Here is an 18,580-nt window from a genome sequence, read left to right as displayed (position 1 = left end):
GTCCTGCCTGACTTCACAGTCTGGCAGAGCGAAGGCGATGGGTGCAAGCCTGGGCATGTTCAGAACTCCCAGCGCTTGCTGATGGTCATCCCGCCCCGTGTATTGTCGTATTCATAGTTCGTGATGTTTGAATCGGCCCGGTAATACTCGCCGTATATGGAGACGGTGAGGCCCTCCAGGGCTTGCGGCCATTCCTCGGCGCCGAACAGGGTCTGGACCGGCACGCCCAGTGTCATGCGGGCGCGATAGATCCAGTCGTCGCGATCATTCTCGCCCGTGATGGGATCGGCCTCGTCGTAATTGTCGTATTCCCCGAACAGGTCGGTCATCAGGAAGGCGCCGCCGCCGATCAGCCAGGTGTGGTTGATGTTGACGCGCTCGCCGACATAGCTCTCCCAATCAGAATCGGAGTTGAAGCCGTGATGGCCGGCGCTGATGGTCAGGCGGTGATTGGTGCCGATGTAGAAATCGGCGCCGACTGTAATGCCGACATCGCCGCCCGATTGCAGGTCGCCGGTCGGATAGAGGTCGGTGTTGTCGTAATCGATCCAGTTCATGTCACCGCGCAGCCACAGGTTGACGGGATCGTTGATGCGCATGTCGGCCCGCAGGCTGGCGCCGATGCTGTCGATATAGCTGTCGCGGTCGAGGAACAGGTGATCGTAAGTGATAGTGGGCGTGAGGAACACAGCGCCGAATTCGAAACGGCCGCCGGCCTGGGCCGTGATGTCCAGCGTGTCGAATTCGTCGAGCTTGAACTGATCCGCGCCATAGGCCCCCACCGACGCGAACAGCGTGTTGCGATTCTGGCCCGGCAGGTCATGTTCGATGTTGAAGCGCACCATGCTGGTGATGCTGTGGTCGTCTTCCTTCTTGCCACTGGTCAGGTCGAATGTGCCGAGAAAGGTGCGCACCTGTCCCGAATTGGGGGCGCCTGCGCGGTTGGTGTCGTATTGATAGCCGATGCTCGTCAAGACCGACATGCGCGTAACCTTGTCGCGCCGCTCCAGCTCGTCGGCGTAGCGCGCGATGCCGCGGCGCAGCGCCGGGTCGAGGTCGAGTTTCATCAACTCGGCGAATTCCTTCTGCGCCTCGCGCAGGTTGTCCAGGCGGTAAAGGACAATGGCGCGCAATGCCCGGATATTCGGTTCCTTGGGTGCCAGCAGCATCAGTCTGTCGAGCGTCGCCGACGCCCCCAGCAGGTCCGATTTGCGGATCTGGGTGATCGCATAAAGATAGCCAAGCTCGACATTGTCGGGATCGGCCAGGACCTGGTCATAGGTCACGTCGCTGGTGGTCGGCAACCCGTCTGCCGTTTCGGCGCAGGCCGGCCCGACGCTGAGGATGAAAAGGGGGAGAAGGAGCGTGGCGCCGATAACGGCCGGTCTGTTCGAACGAGTTTTCTCTCGTCGCTGCGGGCGAGCGCGCATGATGAAGCCATCCCCTGTTGCCGTGTCTCGACACCTGAGCCATCCGGCCGGCTCGTCCCCCGACCGAATCACCTTGTCCAGTGCCGATCCGCCCACTTTACGCGCTCGGTCGCCGCACCGCACCGGTTTTGCAAAGCCAAACAAGACTCTGGCCGTGAGCGAAGGCGGCCTATTTTGGCCAGATTGCGCCGCAGGACGGCTTGACCGACAAGCGGCTTTGCAGCCATATCCAGGCTATATCTGACCAAACTGCTCAACTTTCCAGAGGATTGATCGTGCCCATTCTGCTTGGCCTCGATACCGGTGGCACCTATACCGACGCCGTCTTGTTCGATCAGGCCCAGGGCATGTCGGGACCGGGGATATCGACGGCGGCCGATGCCGCGCACATCCACGGCGGTGTGTTGGCGACGGCCAAATCCTTGACCACCAAGCATGACCTGTCGATCGGCCTTAAAGGGGCCATCGAAGCCGTGCTGCCGCGTCTGCCGGAAGGCGTGCGTCCGGCCGATATCGCGCTGGTCTCAATGTCCACGACGCTGGCGACCAATGCCATCGTCGAGGGCCATGGTGCGCCGATCTGCCTCATTCTTCTCGGCTATGATGTGAAGTCGCTGGAGCGTGCCGGCCTGAAGCAGGCGCTGGGCACGGATCCCGTGGTGTTCGCGGCGGGCGGGCACAAGCCGACAGGTGACGAGCAGGCGCCGCTCGATGTCGCGACCGTCAAGGCGGCGATCCTGGAACACGCGCCCAAGGTCGCGGCCTTTGCCGTCTCGGGCTATTTCTCGGTGCGCAATCCCGCCCATGAGATCGCCGTCCGCCAGATGATCCGCGACTTGACCGACAAGCCGGTCAGTTGCGGCCATGAACTGACCTCGAAGCTCGATGCGCCGCGCCGGGCACTCACCGTTGCCCTCAATGCCCGCCTCATCCCGCAATTGCAGCAGCTCATTCGCGCTGTCGGCACGCTGCTGACCGAGAAAGGCATCAGCGCGCCGCTGATGGTGGTCAAGGGCGACGGCTCCTTGATCGACCAGCAGGTGGCGCTGACCTGCCCGGTGGAAACGATTCTGTCCGGCCCGGCCGCCAGCCTGGTCGGCGCGCGGCATTTGTCGGGTGCCGAAAGCGTCATGGTTTCCGATATGGGGGGTACCACCACCGATATCGCCATGTTGCGCGATGGCCGCCCGGTGCTGAACAAAGAAGGCGCGGTCGTCGGCGGCTGGCGCACGATGGTCGAGGCGGTGGCGGTCCATACCTATGGGCTTGGCGGCGACAGCGAAGTCCGCATCGACGAGCACCACGGCTTCCTCGTTGGCCCGCGCCGCGTCGTCGCCTTGAGCCTGCTGGCGCATCTCTATCCCACTGTGCTGGACAAGCTGCGCGCGCAATATGCCTCGGAAGACATGATGGCCTATCGCGGCCAGTTCGCCTTGCGCCAACGTCCGCTCGACACGGGTGCGGAGGGGCTGAGCGAGGGGCAGATGAAGGTCTGGGAGGCGCTGGCCGACGGCCCGGTGGCGCTCGCCGATCTCATCTTCAGTCCGGCGATCGGGCGGCATCTGGCGCGCCTCGTCGACCGCGGCCTTGTCATCATCAGTGGCTTGACGCCCTCGGATGCGGCGCATGTCCTCGGACGCCAGTCGAGTTGGTGCACCGAGGCAGCCGAGATCGGTGCCGAGTTGTTTCTGCGCCGTGCGCCCTTTGCCGGCTGGGTCCCGCCTGAGAACGGCCGGGCGCTGGCCGAGGCAATCGTCGAGCAAGTGGTCCTGCAATCCGGTCGCGTCATCCTCGAGACCTCGATCGCCGAGCAGGCGGGTATCGATCATCATCATTGGGGTACGCTGGGGCGTTATCTTGTCGATCGTTCGCTGGCGCCGTCGCAGGCGGATAGCGCCCTCGTCGACGTGGCGTTGAAGCTCAATTTTCCGCTGGTCGCCATCGGTGCGCCGGTGGGTTCCTATTACGGCGAGATTGCGCGGCGTCTGCGTACCGAGCTCATCATTCCGCCTCATGCCGATGTCTCCAATGCTGTTGGCGCCGTCGCGGGCGGTGTGATGCAGAAGGTCGCCATTACCATCACGCAGCCGATTGATGGCGTGTTCCGGGCCCATCTGCCCGGCGGTCTCAAGGACTTCACCGATCTCGAGACCGCTGCCGCCTTTGCACGCGACACGGCGGAAGCGGAAGCAGCTGCGATGGCGAAAAAAGCCGGGGCAAGTGATATCGAGCTTTCCCATGAGCGAGCCGACAAGGTCTTCGAACAGCCCGGCGGGCTGAAGATTTTCATGGAATCGCTGGTCTCTGTGACCGCGTTCGGCCGTCCGGCGCTCGCCCAGGGTTGATTCGGGGTGGCGCAAATCGTGCGATCCGTCACATCCGGTGACCTTGCCACTTTTGCGGCGTGAGCCGCATCACAAGGTCGCGGGGCTGGTGCTGACGGCCCATTCCTGCTCATATATAGCGGGGGACGACAAGCGACCGGGATATCCCGGCGCGTGACGTATCGTGGGATGACAGCATTATGACGCGTTGGATCAAATTATCGACTTCGGCCGCGCTTTTGGCCCTCACCGTGACGATGGGACTTGGCCAGCCCGCTTGGGCGGACCGCAAGGGTGAAAACCCACCTGCCCCCGTGACAGCGCCATCCGCGCCGGCCGGGACCGCGACGGTCGCACCAGCCCTGCTGCATATTCCCAATCTCGATGCTGCGATCACCGAACTGGCGAAGGATCCGCTCTTCGACGGTATGACGGTCGATTGGTCCGGCCTGCTCAACTTCTATGCCGAGAATGGTGGCCTGGCGCTCTTCACGACGCCGACGGGCCTATCGGCGCTCGGCCAGCAATTCCATGACCGGCTGCCGGTGGCTGCCTCTGCTGGCTTGCAAGTGCCGTCCGAGATCCTGACCGCGGTCGCCAATGCGCCGCTGCCGGCTTCGCAGGATAGCCAGGGCCGGATCGAGGCGCTGCTTGCGGCAGCCTTCGTCGCCACAGCCGTCGATGCCAATACGGTGCTGGGCGATGCGGATGCGCATGGCGCGCTGGTGATGAACCAGATCAGCGCCGCGCAAACCAAGGGCGATATCGGCATCAAGGACCTGCTCGACGAACAGCTGCCGACCTATTACCGCTTCTGGGCGCTCGCCAATTATCTGCCCAAGCAGGTTGCCTATCTCGAGCATGGCGGCTGGCCGCAGGTTCCAACGGTGAAGAAGCTGGAACCCGGCAATACCAACCCGGCCGTGAACGCTCTTCGTGCGCGCCTCAGCGTCACCGGCGAACTGGCGGCAGCGGATGTGGCCAGCGGCGACGTCTATGACCCGAAACTGGTGGCTGCCATCGAGCTCTTCCAGCGTAATCACGGTCTCAATGACGATGGCGTCATCGGTGGCCGCACGATCGAAGAGCTGAATGTCAGTGCCGAGGAGCGAGTCCGCCAGATTCTCCTTAACCTGGAGCGGATGCGCGCCGACGGATCAAACTTCGAAGACCGCCACCTCATTGCCAACATTCCCTCGCAGGAAGTGAAGATCATCGAGGACGGCAAGGTGACCTTCTATACCAAGGCCATCTTCGGGAAGCTCGAGCGCAAATCGCCGACCCTCTCATCGGTCATCCATACGGTGAAGCTCAATCCGGACTGGACCGCGCCTGCCAAGATCGCCGCGATCGATGAGGTGAAGCGCGAGCGGAACAATCCCGGCTTCCTGGAAGCCAAGGGCTTCACCATCTATGACCGCAGCGGCAATCCCGTCAGCCCCTATGCCATCGACTGGCATTCGGTCGGTCCCGGCAACTTCCCCTATACCCTGCGCCAGGCCCCGGGACCGGAGAATGCCCTGGGTCCGGTGAAGTTCGATTTCCCCAATGACCATTCGGTCTTCATCCACGGCACCCCGACGGTGAAGCTGTTCGACAAGCAGGATCGCTTTTTCAGCTCGGGTTGCGTGCGCACGCAGAAGCCGGTGGATCTTGCGAAATTCGTCCTCAAGGACGATCCGGAATGGCCGGCGGCACGCATCGACGAGGTGCTGAAGACGGCGAAGACCACGCTGGTCAAGTTGAAGAACCCGCTGCCGGTGCACATCACCTATGTCACCGCCTGGGTCGACGAGGATGGCGTCATGCAGTTCCGCAAGGATGCCTACAGCTATGACGACCTGCCCAAGTTGCCCAGCAACATCACCCAGCAGATGGTGGCGGTGAATCTGGTGCCGGCGGCCAAACTGAACCCCCCGGACCTGAACGAGGGCAGGGGTAAATGATGCTGCGCCAAGCAACGCTTGCAGCCCTTGCCGTCCTGGCACTCTCGACGCCGTCGGCGCAGGCCGACGGCAATGCCGGTCTGAAGGCCTATGAGGCGGGCGACTATGCGACGGCACTCAAGGAATTCGTGCCCCTCGCCGAAGCCGGCCAGCCCTCGGCCCAGGCTGCTATCGGCCAGATGTATCTCGACGGCCACGGCGTGCCGCAGGATCCGGCCCTGGCCGCGATCTGGTTGGAAAAGGCGGCTGGCGGCGGCAATGCGCGTGCCCGGGCGCAAATCGGCGCGCTCTATGCCACGGGAACGGGTGTAACGCAGGACGAGATGAAGGCATCCTATTGGCTGCTGAAGGCCGCCAATCAGAATGTGCGTCAGTCGCAGCGCTTCATGGCGCAACGCTTCTATGGCGGCCTCGGCGTGCCGCGCGACCTGGCACAGAGCTTCCTTTACGCCGCCCTCGCAGCCAAGCAAGGCGATCCGGAAGGGCAGCAGATGGTGAATGTCCTCGCCAAGGAAATGACTCCTGCCGAGCAGGCACGCGCGCAAGGCCTGCTACAGGCCTGGCAACCCACCAACAACTGACAAGCGCCATGTGAATCGCTCTCGCATTCACGCCATCATGGACGCCATGGCGGCGTGGTAGTGTTGCGGGAATCGAATCTGGTCCGGCGCAGGTGCATTCATGGACGACGCCTTGGAAATCCTCTTGGGGCTGATCGGCTTTGCCGTTGGTGGCTTTGCCATCTTCGTCATGCCCTTCGTGTCCTTCATCTCGTGGCGGCGCGGCGTGCGGTTGGACCGCGAACTTGCAGCCCTCCGCCAGGAAGTGGCCGTTCTCAAACGCGGCGTTGCCGCTGTGCCGGTTCCAGCGCCGGCGCCTGAAGCCGTTGTCGTGTCAGTCCCCGAGGTGCGGCCTGACGTGCCTCTGGACGTGCCCGCCGAGATCCCCGCCGCGGTAGCGGTCGCTGCTGTGGCCGCTGTCCCTCACGTCCCTAGCGTCGAAGAACCCGTGGCTGCGCCGGCGACTCCGGAACCCGCTGCCCCCAAGGATTTCGAAGGGCGCCTGGGTGGGCGCATCTATGGCTGGCTGGGCGGCATTGCCTTGGCGCTGGCTGGCATCTTCCTCGTCAAATATTCGATCGAGCAGGGATGGCTGTCGCCCGGCGTGCGTATCGGTCTTGGCATTCTTTTCGGCTTGGTGCTGCTGGGTGTTGCGCAGTGGATGCGCACGCAATCCAACAATCTCGGCCAGGCCCTCACCGCCGCTTCCGTCGCGGTCCTCTATGCCAGCCTTTTCTCGGCAACCGCCCTTTACGACCTGATTCCGCCCGCGCTGGCCTTCGTCACCCTGGCGGCACTCACCTTCGCTGCCATCGCCCTGGCACTGCGCGAGGGGCCATTCGTGGCACTGGTGGCCTTTGCCGGCGGTTTTCTCACACCACTCTTCGTCTCGAGCAGCGAACCCAATCTGCCGGTCCTGTTCGTCTTCCTCTATCTGCTGCAGCTGGGTGGCCTCACCCTTCTCAACAAGCGCGGCTGGTGGTACCAGGCGGCGATTGCCAATGCCGGCGGCCTCATCTGGGCCTTCGTCTCCATGGTCGGGCTCATCTTCGATCACGGCATCGTCCGCGCCTACAGCATCCCACTCTTTATCATCGCCACCTCCTGGACGGCGATCTGGGCGATGGAACGCGGCGGCGGCGCCGTGCGCTCGTCAGCCATGCTGTGGACCACCCGTGGCACCTCCATCGCCTGCTTCCTGGCTGTGGCCTTTCTGCTGGCCGTCACCGACTTCACGCTGCTCAACTGGGTCTTCGCGCTGACGCTCGTCTTCAGCCATCTCGTCGTCGCGCGGCTGTGGACGGCGGAGGATGTGCCGGCCTATCTCGGCACCGCGATCCTGATTGCGGCCTTTGCTCTGTGGCCGGGCAACAGCTGGGATTACGCGCTGGGTGCCGTGGCGACGCGCAGTGGCGAGATCATCGGTGTCGGTCTCGTTTTCGGTGGCGCCCTGTTGCTTGGCGGCTGGTACTTCATCCATGGCGCACGGTATCCGACCCGCTGGGCGGCGCTGTCCACGTTGGGGTCCGGCTTCGTCTTCGGTGCCGCTTATTGGGTGCTGCGCGACCAGCAATTCCTGCTGTCCTGGCCGGTTCTGGCCGTCGCGCTGGCTGCCATTCATATGGGGCTCGCCCAGCGCCTCGATCATCTGCGCCGCTCCGACGATCGCTATGTCGGCGCCTTCGCGCTGCATTGCCTGGCCGTTTCCGGTTTCATCGCCATTGCCATCCCGATGCAATTGGAGAATGCCTGGGTGCCTGTCGCCTGGTCGCTCGAGCTTCCCATCATCGCCTGGGTGGCGAACCGGCTTGATGTTGCCTGGCTGCGGCGGGCCATCTGGGTGGGTGCAGCACTTATCCTGGGCGGCATCTGGTTCTCCCATTTTCCGGCGGGCGACATGTTGGTTTTCAACTGGCTGCTCTATGGCCTGGGTTTGCCGATGGCAAGCTTCATCGTCACAGCCTACCTGCTGGCGCAGACGCCGGAACAAAAGCTGCGCCGCGTGCTGCAGGTCCTGGCAGCAGCGCTCGGTTTCGGCCTGATCGGGCTCGAGGTGGATCATTTCTTCGCCCATATCGATGTGGCGGATCCGGAATTCCTCGCCCATGGTGTGCAGGCAATCGCCTGGCTGCTGGTGGCGCTGGCGCTGTTCCCGATCGGCGACCGGCGTCGCGCGCCGGTGCTTTATGATGCCGCGCTGGTGGTGGCCGGCATCGCCGGCTTGTGGCTGCTCCTGTTCCCCCTCTTCTTCGAGCATCCGCTGTTCAACCACATTTACGTCGGTGACACGGCCTTCATCAATCGCATCAGCGCCATCTATGGCTTGCCGACATTGCTCAGCCTGGGATTCGCCGCCGTGCTGATGCGGCGCCCCGAACTGGGGTGGAAGGGCAGCATCGGCTATCGGGTGGCGGGGGTTTACGGCTTGGTCCTTGGCTTCATCACCGTCAGTCTGCTGGTGCGGCAGCTGTTCCATGGCGGCTACATCGCAATATCGTTCTTCAGCGGACCCACCACGACCGATGGCGAACTCTATGGCTATTCCGCCGCCTGGACGCTTTACGGCGTGGCGTTGCTGGGGCTCGGGGTCAAGATGCGTTCGCAACCGCTGCGCTATGCCTCGGCGGTTGTCGTGCTGCTGACCGTGCTGAAGGTGGGACTGGTCGATGCATCCGATCTCACCGGACTCTACCGTGTCGCGAGCTTCCTTGGCCTCGGTGTCGCATTGATCGGTATCGGATATCTCTACCAGCGGATTCTGTTCCGTGTGAAAGCGGAATAGGCCTTCTGTCGGAGGAGTTGATGTTGCCGCAGTCGCGGGGTCGCCACTAAAGTCACGGTATGACGGATCATTCACCTGATGCCGCGGTGCGTGCGCTCTATCGACGGCTGCTGGATTGCTGGGACCGGCGCGACGGGCTGGGCTTTGCGGCACTCTTTTCGTCCGAAGGCAGCATTGTCGGCTTCGACGGCAGCAGCGTGAACGGCCGTCGCGAGATCGCGGCCCATTTGGCATCGATCTTCGCCGATCATCCGACGCCCGTCTATGTCGCCAAGATTCGCGAGGTCCGGTTGCTGGCGGCCGATGTCGTGTTGCTCCGCGCCATCGCCGGTCTGATCCCGCGCGGTGCCGGCGACATCACCCCTGGCCTCAATGCCATCCAGTCGCTGCTGGTGCGCAACCAGAGCGACGGATGGCGGATCGAGTTGTTCCAGAACACGCCGGCGGCCTTCCATGGCCAGCCGGCGTTGGCGGCAGAGATTACGGCGGAACTGCGCGCCCTGCTCAGCTGACGCCTATTCTTCGACCCAGGCCACGCGCAGGATGTTGGTGGAGCCGGGCGTTCCCAAAGGCACGCCGGCGGTCACCACAATGCGCTCGCCGGCCTTGGCGAAATCCTCACGCAGCGCGATGCGGCAGGCCTTTTCGGCCATCTCTGAAAAGCGCTTGATGTCGGCGGTCACCACGCAATGCGTGCCCCAGACCAGGGCCATGTTGCGGGCGGTCTGCAGTTTCGACGTCAGGCACAGGATCGGCGCATCCGGCCTTTCGCGCGCCATGCGCAATCCGGTCGAGCCAGAGGTGGTGTAGGTGCAGATGGCCGCCGCCGACAATGTGTGCGCCACCTGGGCCGCCGCCTGGCTGATCGCATCCGAGGCTGTGGCTTCGTGGTCGAGGCGTTGCGCCTCGAGGATACGGCGGTAGAACGGATCGCGCTCCACGCGCTCGGCGATGCGATTCATCATGCTGACGGATTCCAGCGGGAACCGGCCGCTGGCGGTTTCCGCCGACAGCATCACCGCATCGGCGCCGTCATAGACGGCCGTTGCCACGTCAGAGGCTTCGGCGCGGGTCGGCGTCGGTGCGTTGACCATCGAGTCCAGCATCTGCGTCGCCACCACCACGGGCTTGCCGGCGAGGCGACAGGCGGCAATGATGCGCTTCTGCAGGCCCGGCACGTCTTCGGCCGGCATTTCGACACCGAGATCGCCGCGTGCCACCATGACGGCATCCGACAATTCGACGATTTCGTCCAACCGCTCGATCGCCGCGGGCTTCTCCAGCTTCGAGATGATGCGGGCACGACCCTGGATCAGCTTTCGCGCCTCGGCGACATCTTCCGGTCGCTGCACGAAAGAGAGGGCGATCCAATCCGCGCCGAGATCCAGCGCGAATGTGAGGTCGGTCCGGTCCTTCTTGGTCAAGGGCGACAGCGGCAAGACCACGTCAGGCACATTGACGCCCTTGCGGTCGGATAGCGTGCCGCCAATTTCGACCTCGCATTCGGCCGCATCCTTGGCGGCCTTGCGCACACGCATGCGCAGCTTGCCGTCGTCGAGCAGCAGCGTCACACCCGGCCGCAGGGCCGAGAGAATCTCGGGATGCGGCAACGGCGCACGATGCTCATTGCCCAAAGCGGGGTCGAGATCGAAGCGGAATTTCTGCCCCGGTTCCAGGGTGACCGAGCCATTCTCAAACTGGCCGACGCGCAGCTTTGGTCCCTGCAGATCGACCAGCACGCCGATCGGCCGCTTCGTCGACTGCTCGATATAGCGGATGATGTCATAGCGCTTTTTGTGATCGGCGTGGCTGCCGTGGGAAAAATTGAGACGGAAGACGTCGACCCCGGCCAGGAAGAGACCTTCGATCTCTGCTTGTGTTGACGTAGCGGGACCCAGGGTCGCGACGATCTTGGCCTTGCGCTGACGTCTCATGGTTCAAATCTCATGGGTTGGAACCGCTTCTTTCTTCTTACTTGATCAGGATGATACGGATATCATTGACATTGGTTCGCGTCGGCCCCGTGACAATCAGATCCCCCAGGCCCGAGAAGAATCCATAGCCGTCATTGTTGGCCAGCATGGCCTTTGCACTCAAGCCCTTATCGGCGGCCCGGGCGATACTGTCGGGGGTCAGCACGGCTCCGGCATTGTCCTCGGTCCCATCGATCCCATCACTGTCGCCGGCTGCGGCATAGATTCCCGCCTGCCCGCCCAGGGCGACCGCCAGGGCCAGCAGGAACTCGGCATTGCGCCCGCCGCGGCCTTGCCCCCGCACGGTCACCGTGGTTTCGCCCCCGGAAATGAGGGCAAGCGGCGGCTTGCCGGGTTGGCCGTGCTTGGCCACCTGCCGGGCAATGCCAGCATGGACCAGGGCCACATCCCGAGCCTCGCCCTCGAGATCGCCGAGGATGAGCGGCGTGAAGCCGGCTTCGGCGGCCACCTTGGCGGCTGCCTCCAGAGCATTCTGGGGCGTTCCCAGCATGCGTGTTTCGCAATTTGCTAAACGTTTGTCGCCGGGCTTGGGCGTTTCACAAGCCGGGCTTTCCAGATGCGCCTGCACGGCCGGCGGCATCTCCATGCCGTACTTCTTGAAGACCGCCATGGCGTCTTCGCGGCTTGAGGGATCGGCAACGGTGGGGCCTGAACCGATCACGGACGGATCGTCCCCCGGCACGTCGGAAATGAGCAACGTCACGACCTTCGCCGGGTAGGCGGCCGCTGCAAGACGCCCACCCTTGATGGCCGAGAGATGTTTGCGCACGCAGTTCATCTCGGCAATGTTGGCGCCCGATTTCAGCAGCGCCTTGTTGACCGCCTGCTTGTCGGCAAGGGTAAGGCCGTCGCCTGGTACAGCTAGCAAGGCGGAGGCACCACCGGACACGAGGCACAGCACCAGATCGTCGGGACCGAGGCCCTGGACCTTCTTGAGGATGCGGCGCGCGGCCTCCTGGCCTTGCGCGTCCGGAACTGGGTGCGATGCCTCGACCACCTCGATGGCTCGGCAGGGGAGGCCGTGGTCATAGCGCGTGACCACCAGCCCATCGATGGCCCCTTCCCAGGCGGCCTCGACCGCCCGGGCCATCGACGCCGCAGCCTTGCCGGCGCCGACCACCACGACGCGGCCTTTTGGCCGGGCCGGGAGGTGCGGGGCCAGGATCTTCAGCGGATCAACGGCGCCGATGGCGGCGGCGAACATGCGCCGCAAAAGGTCGATTTCGGTGGTGCTCACGGTTTTCCCCTTGCTCGAACGTGGGGCGACAGTAGGAATGCCGGAGGCTGGGGGTCAAGCAAGGCGGCGACGCCTTTGCGCCCTTCTGCGGCGTGAAAGGGCTATTCCGCGGGCGCCGCCACAGGCGGTTTGGCGAGGAAGATCCCTCCGAGGACGATGGCGCCGCCCAGGATCTGCCAGGGCCCCAGACCCTCGCCCAGCAGAATCCAGGCAAAGACCGCCGATGCCAGCGGGTTGATGAGCAAGGTCAGCGACGAGAAGGCCGCCGGCAGATGTGCTACCGCCCAGTTGATGAGACTTTGGCCGATGGTCTGGCTGACCAGCGCCAGACCCAACACAGCGCCCCAGCCATTAAGGCTCTGCGGCAGGATCTTGTCTTCGGTCAGGAGGCCGACCGGCAGCAGGATGAGGCTCGCCGTCAGTGACCCCCACAGCATTACCTCGGCCGTCGAGAGATGTGCCCGCGCCATCTTGCCGCCGCGCAAGTAACCGGCATAGGTGATGGCGCCGATCATGCCGAGGACGAAGGCCAGGCTGTCATGGACATCGAGCGGCTTCTCACCGCCCGCGAGCAGCAACCAAACACCGCCGAATGCCGCCGCCATCCCAAGAATGAAGCGCAGGCCGAACCGTTCGCCGAAAAACAGGAAGCCGACCAGCGCCACCCAGAGTGGCGCGGTATTGCCCATGAGGGTCGCGGCAGCGACGCTGGCGAATTGCAGGCACCAATGCCAGGCGATGAGATCGACCGCCAGCGAAAAACCGGCAAAGCCGGTGATCTTCAGCGCGCGCCGCCGCGCGTCACGGTTGGGGGCCTGTTTTGGCCGGTGCAGCAGCACCCAGATGGCAAAGACCGGTAGGGCCAGGAACATGCGGTAGAAGCCGGTCATGGTTGGGCCGACTTCCGACAGCTTCACGAAAATTCCGGAGAACGAGATCATGATCGCCCCCAGAATCAGGATGGGCAGGGCGAAGCGATCGGCGGAATGGCCTGTTTTCGTCATGAATTTTCTGGATCTGGCAATCGGTGCAGGGGAGACAGCATCCGGATGACAGGGCCCGGATGACAGATACTTCCGCCTCTTCTATGCTGGAGCCGAATGACGGTCAATTGCACGAAACGCATGGCGAGACCACGTCTTTGAACAGAGATTCCGAGCCCCTCCTGGGTCGTGGCGACCCACCACCCTTCACCCTGCTCAACGAAAACGGCCAGGCGCCGCTGGTCATCTTCTGCGACCATGCCGGGCGTGCCATACCGCGCAAGCTCGGCAATCTGGGGCTGACGCCGGGTGAGTTGGCACAGCATATTGCCTGGGATATCGGCATTGCCAATGTGGCCGCCATCCTCGCGCGCAATCTCGATGCCCCTTGCGTGCTCTCCAACTATTCGCGCCTGGTCATCGATTGCAACCGCCGGCTCGACGACCCCACCTCGATCGCCCAGGAATCCGATCGCATCGTTGTGCCTGGCAATCGCGGGCTCGACGGCCTTGCCCGTGCACATCGTGCGGAGGAGATCTTCAAGCCTTATCATTTCGCCGTCGCCGACCTCATCAAGAAGAAGCGCGAGGCGGGACCCGTGACAGCGATCCTGTCGCTGCACAGCTTCACGCCGGTGATGAACGGCTTCAAGCGGCCCTGGCATTTCGGCGTGCTGTGGAATCGCGACGCGCGCCTGCCGATTCCGTTGATGCAGCGGCTGGCTCAACTGCCGCATGTGGTGGTGGGCGACAACGAGCCGTATTCGGGTCGCGACGAGCACGGCTTCTCGATCATCTATCACGCCGAGGCGCAAGGGCTGCCACATGCCCTCATTGAAATCCGCCAGGATCTCATCAGCGACGAGGCGGGCGTCAACCGCTGGACCGCCAAGCTAGAGACTGCGGTCAAGGGATTGCTGATCGATCCCACAATTTTCCCGCAAAGGAAATGAGGCGCCGATGAGCGATCCGGCTTTCACGCTGGGGATCGAGGAGGAATACCTCCTGGTCGATCGCGTGAGCCGCGACCTGGTCGCTGACCCATCACCAGCGCTTTTCGAGGAGGCGCAGGCGGCTTTGGGCCTGCACGTCAGCCCCGAATTCATGCGCTCGCAGATCGAGATCGGCACGGGCATCTGCAGCAGCCTTGCCGAGGCCCGATCACAATTGAAACACTTCCGGGGAACGCTCGCCGAAGTAACGGCCAAACACGGACTTGCCATCGTTGCAGCTTCGACCCATCCCTTTGCCGATTGGGGCGGGCAAAAACATACCGACAAGGAACGCTACAACGCCTTGGCCCGCGACATCGGCGGACCTGTCCGGCGTCTGCTCATTTGCGGGATGCATGTCCATATCGGCATAGAGGATCCGGAACTGCGCATCGATCTGATGAGCCAGGCCAGCTATTTCCTGCCGCATCTGCTGGCCCTTTCGACGTCATCGCCCTTCTGGCGCGGCGCCGATACCGGGCTCAAATCCTATCGCCTCGCCGTCTTCAACGAACTCCCGCGCACGGGCCTGCCGGAGATATTCGACTCATTCGGCGAATATCAGCGCCATCTCGATGTGCTCATCAGTGCCGGTTTGATCGAGGATGGCAGCAAGATCTGGTGGGACCTGCGCCCCTCGGCGCGCTTCCCCACCTTGGAGATGCGCATATCCGACGCCTGCACGCTGCTCGAGGATACGCTCAGTATCGCGGCCATGTATCGCTGCATCCTGCGCATGCTCTATCGCCTGCGCCGCAGCAATCAGCGTTGGCGGCGCTATAACGCGATGCTGATCAACGAGAACCGGTGGCGGGCACAGCGTTACGGTTTGGACGAAGGACTGGTCGATTTCGGCAAGGGTCGCATCGTGCCGATGCACGATCTCATCGAGGAGCTGATCGATCTCCTGTCCGAAGATGCGGCGTTCTTTGGCTGCTCGGCGGAGCTGGCGCATGCCAGGGTCATTCTGCAGCGCGGTACCAGTGCACATCGACAATTGGCGGTCTATACTGCCGCCATCAAGGCCGGTCTCGAACCGCGCGCGGCGCTGCAGCGGGTGGTTGACCGCCTGATCGAGGAAACGACGACTTTTTGAAGGTGTGTGCCATGGATCAACCGACCAAGACCGAACTCGAAGCGGCTGCCTTCCGGCGCCTGGTGCAGCACTTGCGCGAACGAACCGATGTGCAGAACATCGACCTGATGAACCTCGCTGGCTTCTGCCGCAACTGCCTGTCGCGCTGGTACCGCGAGGCAGCCGAGGCAAAGGGCGTTGCCATCACCGATCCGGCGGCACGCGAAATCGTCTATGGCATGCCTTATGACGACTGGAAGGCGAAGTATCAGTCCGAGGCGTCGGCCGACAAGAAGACTGCTTACGAAAAGAACAAGCCCCAGCACTGAGGCCAAGAGTCAGTGCGTCGGCAGTGAGCGCAGGAACCGCTGCACTTCCTCCTGGAGGTGTGTTGATTGTGCGACAAGGCTCTGCACGGCGGTCGAAACCTCGGTCGCCGTGCTCCCGGTGTCGCTGGCAGCGGCCTGCACATTGCTGATGATCTCGGTCGTCTCGCCGGTACGTAGCGACACGCTCTGCGCCGAATTGGCGATCTCGCGGGTGGCTTGGTTCTGCTGCTCGACCGACGAGCTGATCTCCTGTGCGATGCCGCTGATCTCGCCAATGATGTCGGCGATGGAGCGAATGGCTTCGGCTGATTTGCTGGTCGCCACCTGGATGGCGCCGATCTGGGCCGAGATTTCTTCGGTCGCCTTGGCCGTCTGTCCGGCAAGGGACTTCACCTCGCCCGCCACCACGGCGAAACCCTTGCCGGCTTCACCCGCGCGCGCGGCTTCGATGGTCGCATTCAGGGCCAGCAGATTGGTCTGGCTGGCGATGTCGTTGATGAGATGGATGATGTCGCCGATTTTCTGCGCGGCGCTGGTAAGCTCCGCCACGGAGGAGGAGGTAAGGCCCGCCTGCTCCACGGCGCGGGCCGTGATCTCGTTCGACCGTTGCGCCTGGCGCTGGATTTCAGCAACGGAGGCTGTGAGTTCCTCAGCGGCCGCGGCGATTGCTTGCGCATCACCGGTGGTGGCGCCGGAGGCCTCGGCGGCCTGGGCGGCCTTTGCCGCATTGTCGCGGGCGACGAGTGTCATGCCATCGGCCATGGTGGCCGCCTGGCCGGTGCGCGCGGTCACTTCGTTGATCACCGATTGCACCGCGCGCTCGAAATCACGGGCGACGCGGGCGAGGATCTCGCGTTGTTCCTGCTTGGTGCGGGCCTCGGTTTCCCGCTCATGCTGGGCTGCGTGTTCGGCCTGCTGACGCGCCGATTCCGCCTGATCGAGCGAGATGGCGGCCTGGTCAAGGGCGCGCGCCAGATGCTGCGAGACCCAGATCAGCACACCCGCTTCGATGAGCACGATGACGGCATGAAGGACCACGCGGAAGAAATCAGCACCGCCAGGGAAAACGGCTTCGGGCAAAATAAAGTTGAGCAGCAGATGATGGAGCGCGATGGTCAGCGTCGCTGCAAGAATCGCCCGCCAGTCGCAGAAGGCTGTCAGCATGGCAAGCGCCGCGAAGAAATACATGTGAATGTCGATCTGCCAGACCTGGCCCTCCATGGCGGCAACGATGAGGCCGATCATCAGCATGAGTGCGGTCGAGAGCAGGAGATGGAGGCTCAATCCCGATGTCACAAGGCTCGCCACCGCGATGACGATGGTGACTGCCAGCGCGATACCGGTGAGCCAGCCGATGCCACCGCCGACCAGCCCTTCGATGGCGGCGATCAGCGGCAAATGCAGCCCGATATAGATGGCAAGGATCCGCGCCACGCGTGCGCGCAAGCTGTCGATGGAGTTCATGACCCGATCCTTTCTGCTGAGCAGCCGAGAGAGGCATCCGCGCGCAGCACGAGGCTGGCGCCGGACGCATAGAGGCGATTGGCAAAGTCAGGTGTGTCGCCGATGGCGATAATCGATCCCGGCAAGCCGCCCGGGCCTAGCATTCGCCCGCCGGCTCCGATGACGCTGGCCAGGGCATCGCCCTGCCAGACGAAAACGGCAACGGGTGCATTCGCCACCGCGCGCGGCATCATTTGCACGCCGGCAACCATGGCGAGTCCCAGCGCCGCCAGGGCGGCAGCAGGCAAGCAGCATCGCCATGTGTCTGTTCTGGAACGCATTTTCCCTCCCCCGACGCCGTTCTGGCTGTCCGTTATGGGAAAAGACTACACGTCAGGTACGAATACAGTCTTAACGGGGCGGAGATCCGGGCGGTTTATCCGGCGCCTTTACTGCGCGGGCGGGATGGGGGCGATCCGCGGCCGGCCGCGCCACACGATGATGCCAAGGCCCAGCAGGATGATGCCGCCGCCAAGGATAATTCCTTCGGAAAGCGGCTCGCCCAGGTGCCACGTGGCTGTCACCACGCCGAAGACCGGCATGAGGAGGGTGAAGGGGGTGAGCTCATCCACCCGGTGACGCATCAGCAGCCAATACCAGATGGAATAGGGAAGGGCGAAGCCGAAGGCCGCGATTCCCACCACGCCCAGCCAGCCCTGCAGCGGGATCGCCTGGATGGTGGGGATGAGGCCCTGCCCCTCGAGCAGGAGGGCCGCAACGATCATCTGCGGTGTCGCATAGCGGGCAAGGGCCGCATAGAGCGCGGTGCCGTGATCCTTGGCAACCACCGGGATGACCGCCTGGGTCGTTGCCCAGGAGATCGCACAGACCAGCATCGCGAAAATGCCGAGATAGGCGGATGTGGCGTCCGGCTTGCCCACCACGACAGCGACGCCGGCGAGGCACAACAGGGCGCCGAGGCCGTTCTTGAGATTGGGCTTGTCGCGCCCCAGCACCCAGGAGGCGACGATGGCGACGGGGACCGACAGCTGCATCAACAGGACCGCCATCGATGCCGGCAGCAGCTTCAGGCCGTAATAGACCGCGGTGCTTTGCAGGGTACAGCCGAAGAAAGCGAGAATGAAAAGGGTTCGCCGGGGCGTCTTGGCGCGCGGATAGAAGGGCGAGAGCAGCAGGGCCACGGTCGCATAGACGACTGTCACCAGAAGAACGGGCGAAAACCAGTCGCCGACCACCGGTTTGGCGAGGGTATAGATCGGGCCCCAGAGAATCTGGATGAAGACGGCCAGGGCGATATGGGTGAGTGGCATGGGAATCCGGGGCCAATTACGGCGGCACTCTGCCCGGAAGCTGGGCGCCCCGCAAGATGGCCCCGCAATCCACGTTATCCACAGGCTTTCCCGTCTTGTTCCACCCCCGAGGCACCGCTAAAGTCCCGCCCGATTCGACCGCGCCACGATTCCC

Annotated in this window: 15 protein-coding genes; 8 read left to right on the top strand and 7 right to left on the bottom strand. The window is 63.6% G+C overall.

Annotated elements, in window-relative coordinates:
• Positions 1-59 precede the first annotated feature (59 nt).
• A complete protein-coding gene (locus SMD31_RS03955) occupies positions 60-1,430 on the bottom strand; it encodes a tetratricopeptide repeat protein (protein WP_320499425.1) in 1,371 nt (456 codons plus the stop codon).
• 275 nt (positions 1,431-1,705) lie between these two features.
• Here SMD31_RS03955 and SMD31_RS03950 point away from each other — a divergent pair, with 275 nt between their 5' ends.
• The 5 genes from SMD31_RS03950 to SMD31_RS03930 all read left to right on the top strand — a co-directional run bounded on the left by SMD31_RS03950 (position 1,706) and on the right by SMD31_RS03930 (position 9,554).
• Positions 1,706-3,775, top strand: coding sequence for a hydantoinase/oxoprolinase family protein (locus SMD31_RS03950; protein ID WP_320499424.1), 2,070 nt, complete (start codon positions 1,706-1,708; stop codon positions 3,773-3,775).
• 179 nt (positions 3,776-3,954) lie between these two features.
• On the top strand, positions 3,955-5,700 hold the full coding sequence (locus SMD31_RS03945; RefSeq protein ID WP_320499423.1) for a L,D-transpeptidase family protein: 1,746 nt from the start codon (positions 3,955-3,957) through the stop codon (positions 5,698-5,700).
• A complete protein-coding gene (locus tag SMD31_RS03940; RefSeq protein WP_320499422.1) occupies positions 5,697-6,281 on the top strand; it encodes a tetratricopeptide repeat protein in 585 nt (194 codons plus the stop codon). Before SMD31_RS03945 ends, SMD31_RS03940 begins: the two co-directional genes overlap by 4 nt.
• A 100-nt stretch (positions 6,282-6,381) precedes the next feature.
• Positions 6,382-9,042 (top strand): DUF2339 domain-containing protein, encoded by a 2,661-nt coding sequence (locus SMD31_RS03935; RefSeq protein WP_320499421.1) that lies wholly within the window; start codon positions 6,382-6,384, stop codon positions 9,040-9,042.
• Positions 9,043-9,101: 59 nt separating this feature from the next.
• Entirely contained in the window at positions 9,102-9,554 is a 453-nt protein-coding gene (locus SMD31_RS03930; RefSeq protein ID WP_320499420.1) for an SgcJ/EcaC family oxidoreductase, read from the top strand.
• 3 nt (positions 9,555-9,557) lie between these two features.
• On the opposite strand, the gene pyk is transcribed toward SMD31_RS03930, so the two are convergent.
• The 3 genes from pyk to SMD31_RS03915 all read right to left on the bottom strand — a co-directional run bounded on the left by pyk (position 9,558) and on the right by SMD31_RS03915 (position 13,277).
• Entirely contained in the window at positions 9,558-10,976 is a 1,419-nt protein-coding gene (pyk, locus tag SMD31_RS03925; protein ID WP_320499419.1) for a pyruvate kinase, read from the bottom strand.
• A 37-nt stretch (positions 10,977-11,013) separates the two neighbouring features.
• Positions 11,014-12,240 carry a glycerate kinase type-2 family protein gene (locus SMD31_RS03920; protein WP_456077531.1) on the bottom strand — a complete coding sequence of 409 codons (1,227 nt, stop codon included), beginning with the start codon at positions 12,238-12,240 and terminating at the stop codon, positions 11,014-11,016.
• A 134-nt stretch (positions 12,241-12,374) separates the two neighbouring features.
• Entirely contained in the window at positions 12,375-13,277 is a 903-nt protein-coding gene (locus SMD31_RS03915) for a DMT family transporter (RefSeq protein WP_320499417.1), read from the bottom strand.
• Positions 13,278-13,336: 59 nt separating this feature from the next.
• Between SMD31_RS03915 and SMD31_RS03910 the strand changes: the two genes are divergently transcribed.
• From SMD31_RS03910 to SMD31_RS03900, 3 genes are read left to right on the top strand one after another with little or no spacing between them, the layout of a single operon-like run.
• Complete coding sequence (locus tag SMD31_RS03910) at positions 13,337-14,209, top strand: N-formylglutamate amidohydrolase (protein WP_320499416.1); 873 nt, start codon at positions 13,337-13,339, stop codon at positions 14,207-14,209.
• A 7-nt stretch (positions 14,210-14,216) separates the two neighbouring features.
• Positions 14,217-15,344 carry a carboxylate-amine ligase gene (locus tag SMD31_RS03905; protein ID WP_320499415.1) on the top strand — a complete coding sequence of 376 codons (1,128 nt, stop codon included), beginning with the start codon at positions 14,217-14,219 and terminating at the stop codon, positions 15,342-15,344.
• Between the two features lie 11 nt (positions 15,345-15,355).
• Entirely contained in the window at positions 15,356-15,652 is a 297-nt protein-coding gene (locus SMD31_RS03900) for a DUF1244 domain-containing protein (protein ID WP_320499414.1), read from the top strand.
• A 9-nt stretch (positions 15,653-15,661) separates the two neighbouring features.
• On the opposite strand, the gene SMD31_RS03895 is transcribed toward SMD31_RS03900, so the two are convergent.
• The 3 genes from SMD31_RS03895 to SMD31_RS03885 all read right to left on the bottom strand — a co-directional run bounded on the left by SMD31_RS03895 (position 15,662) and on the right by SMD31_RS03885 (position 18,426).
• Positions 15,662-17,116, bottom strand: a complete 1,455-nt coding sequence (locus tag SMD31_RS03895; protein ID WP_320499413.1) for a methyl-accepting chemotaxis protein — start codon at positions 17,114-17,116, stop codon at positions 15,662-15,664.
• Entirely contained in the window at positions 17,113-17,403 is a 291-nt protein-coding gene (locus tag SMD31_RS03890; protein ID WP_320499412.1) for a hypothetical protein, read from the bottom strand. The genes SMD31_RS03895 and SMD31_RS03890 overlap by 4 nt, the downstream gene beginning before the upstream one ends.
• A gap of 141 nt (positions 17,404-17,544) precedes the next feature.
• Positions 17,545-18,426 carry a DMT family transporter gene (locus tag SMD31_RS03885; protein ID WP_320499411.1) on the bottom strand — a complete coding sequence of 294 codons (882 nt, stop codon included), beginning with the start codon at positions 18,424-18,426 and terminating at the stop codon, positions 17,545-17,547.
• Between the last annotated feature and the right edge of the window lie 154 nt (positions 18,427-18,580).

This window comes from Dongia rigui (genome assembly GCF_034044635.1).
GTDB classification, from domain to species: domain Bacteria; phylum Pseudomonadota; class Alphaproteobacteria; order Dongiales; family Dongiaceae; genus Dongia; species Dongia rigui.
This window is presented reverse-complemented; position numbering and strand designations above follow the sequence as displayed.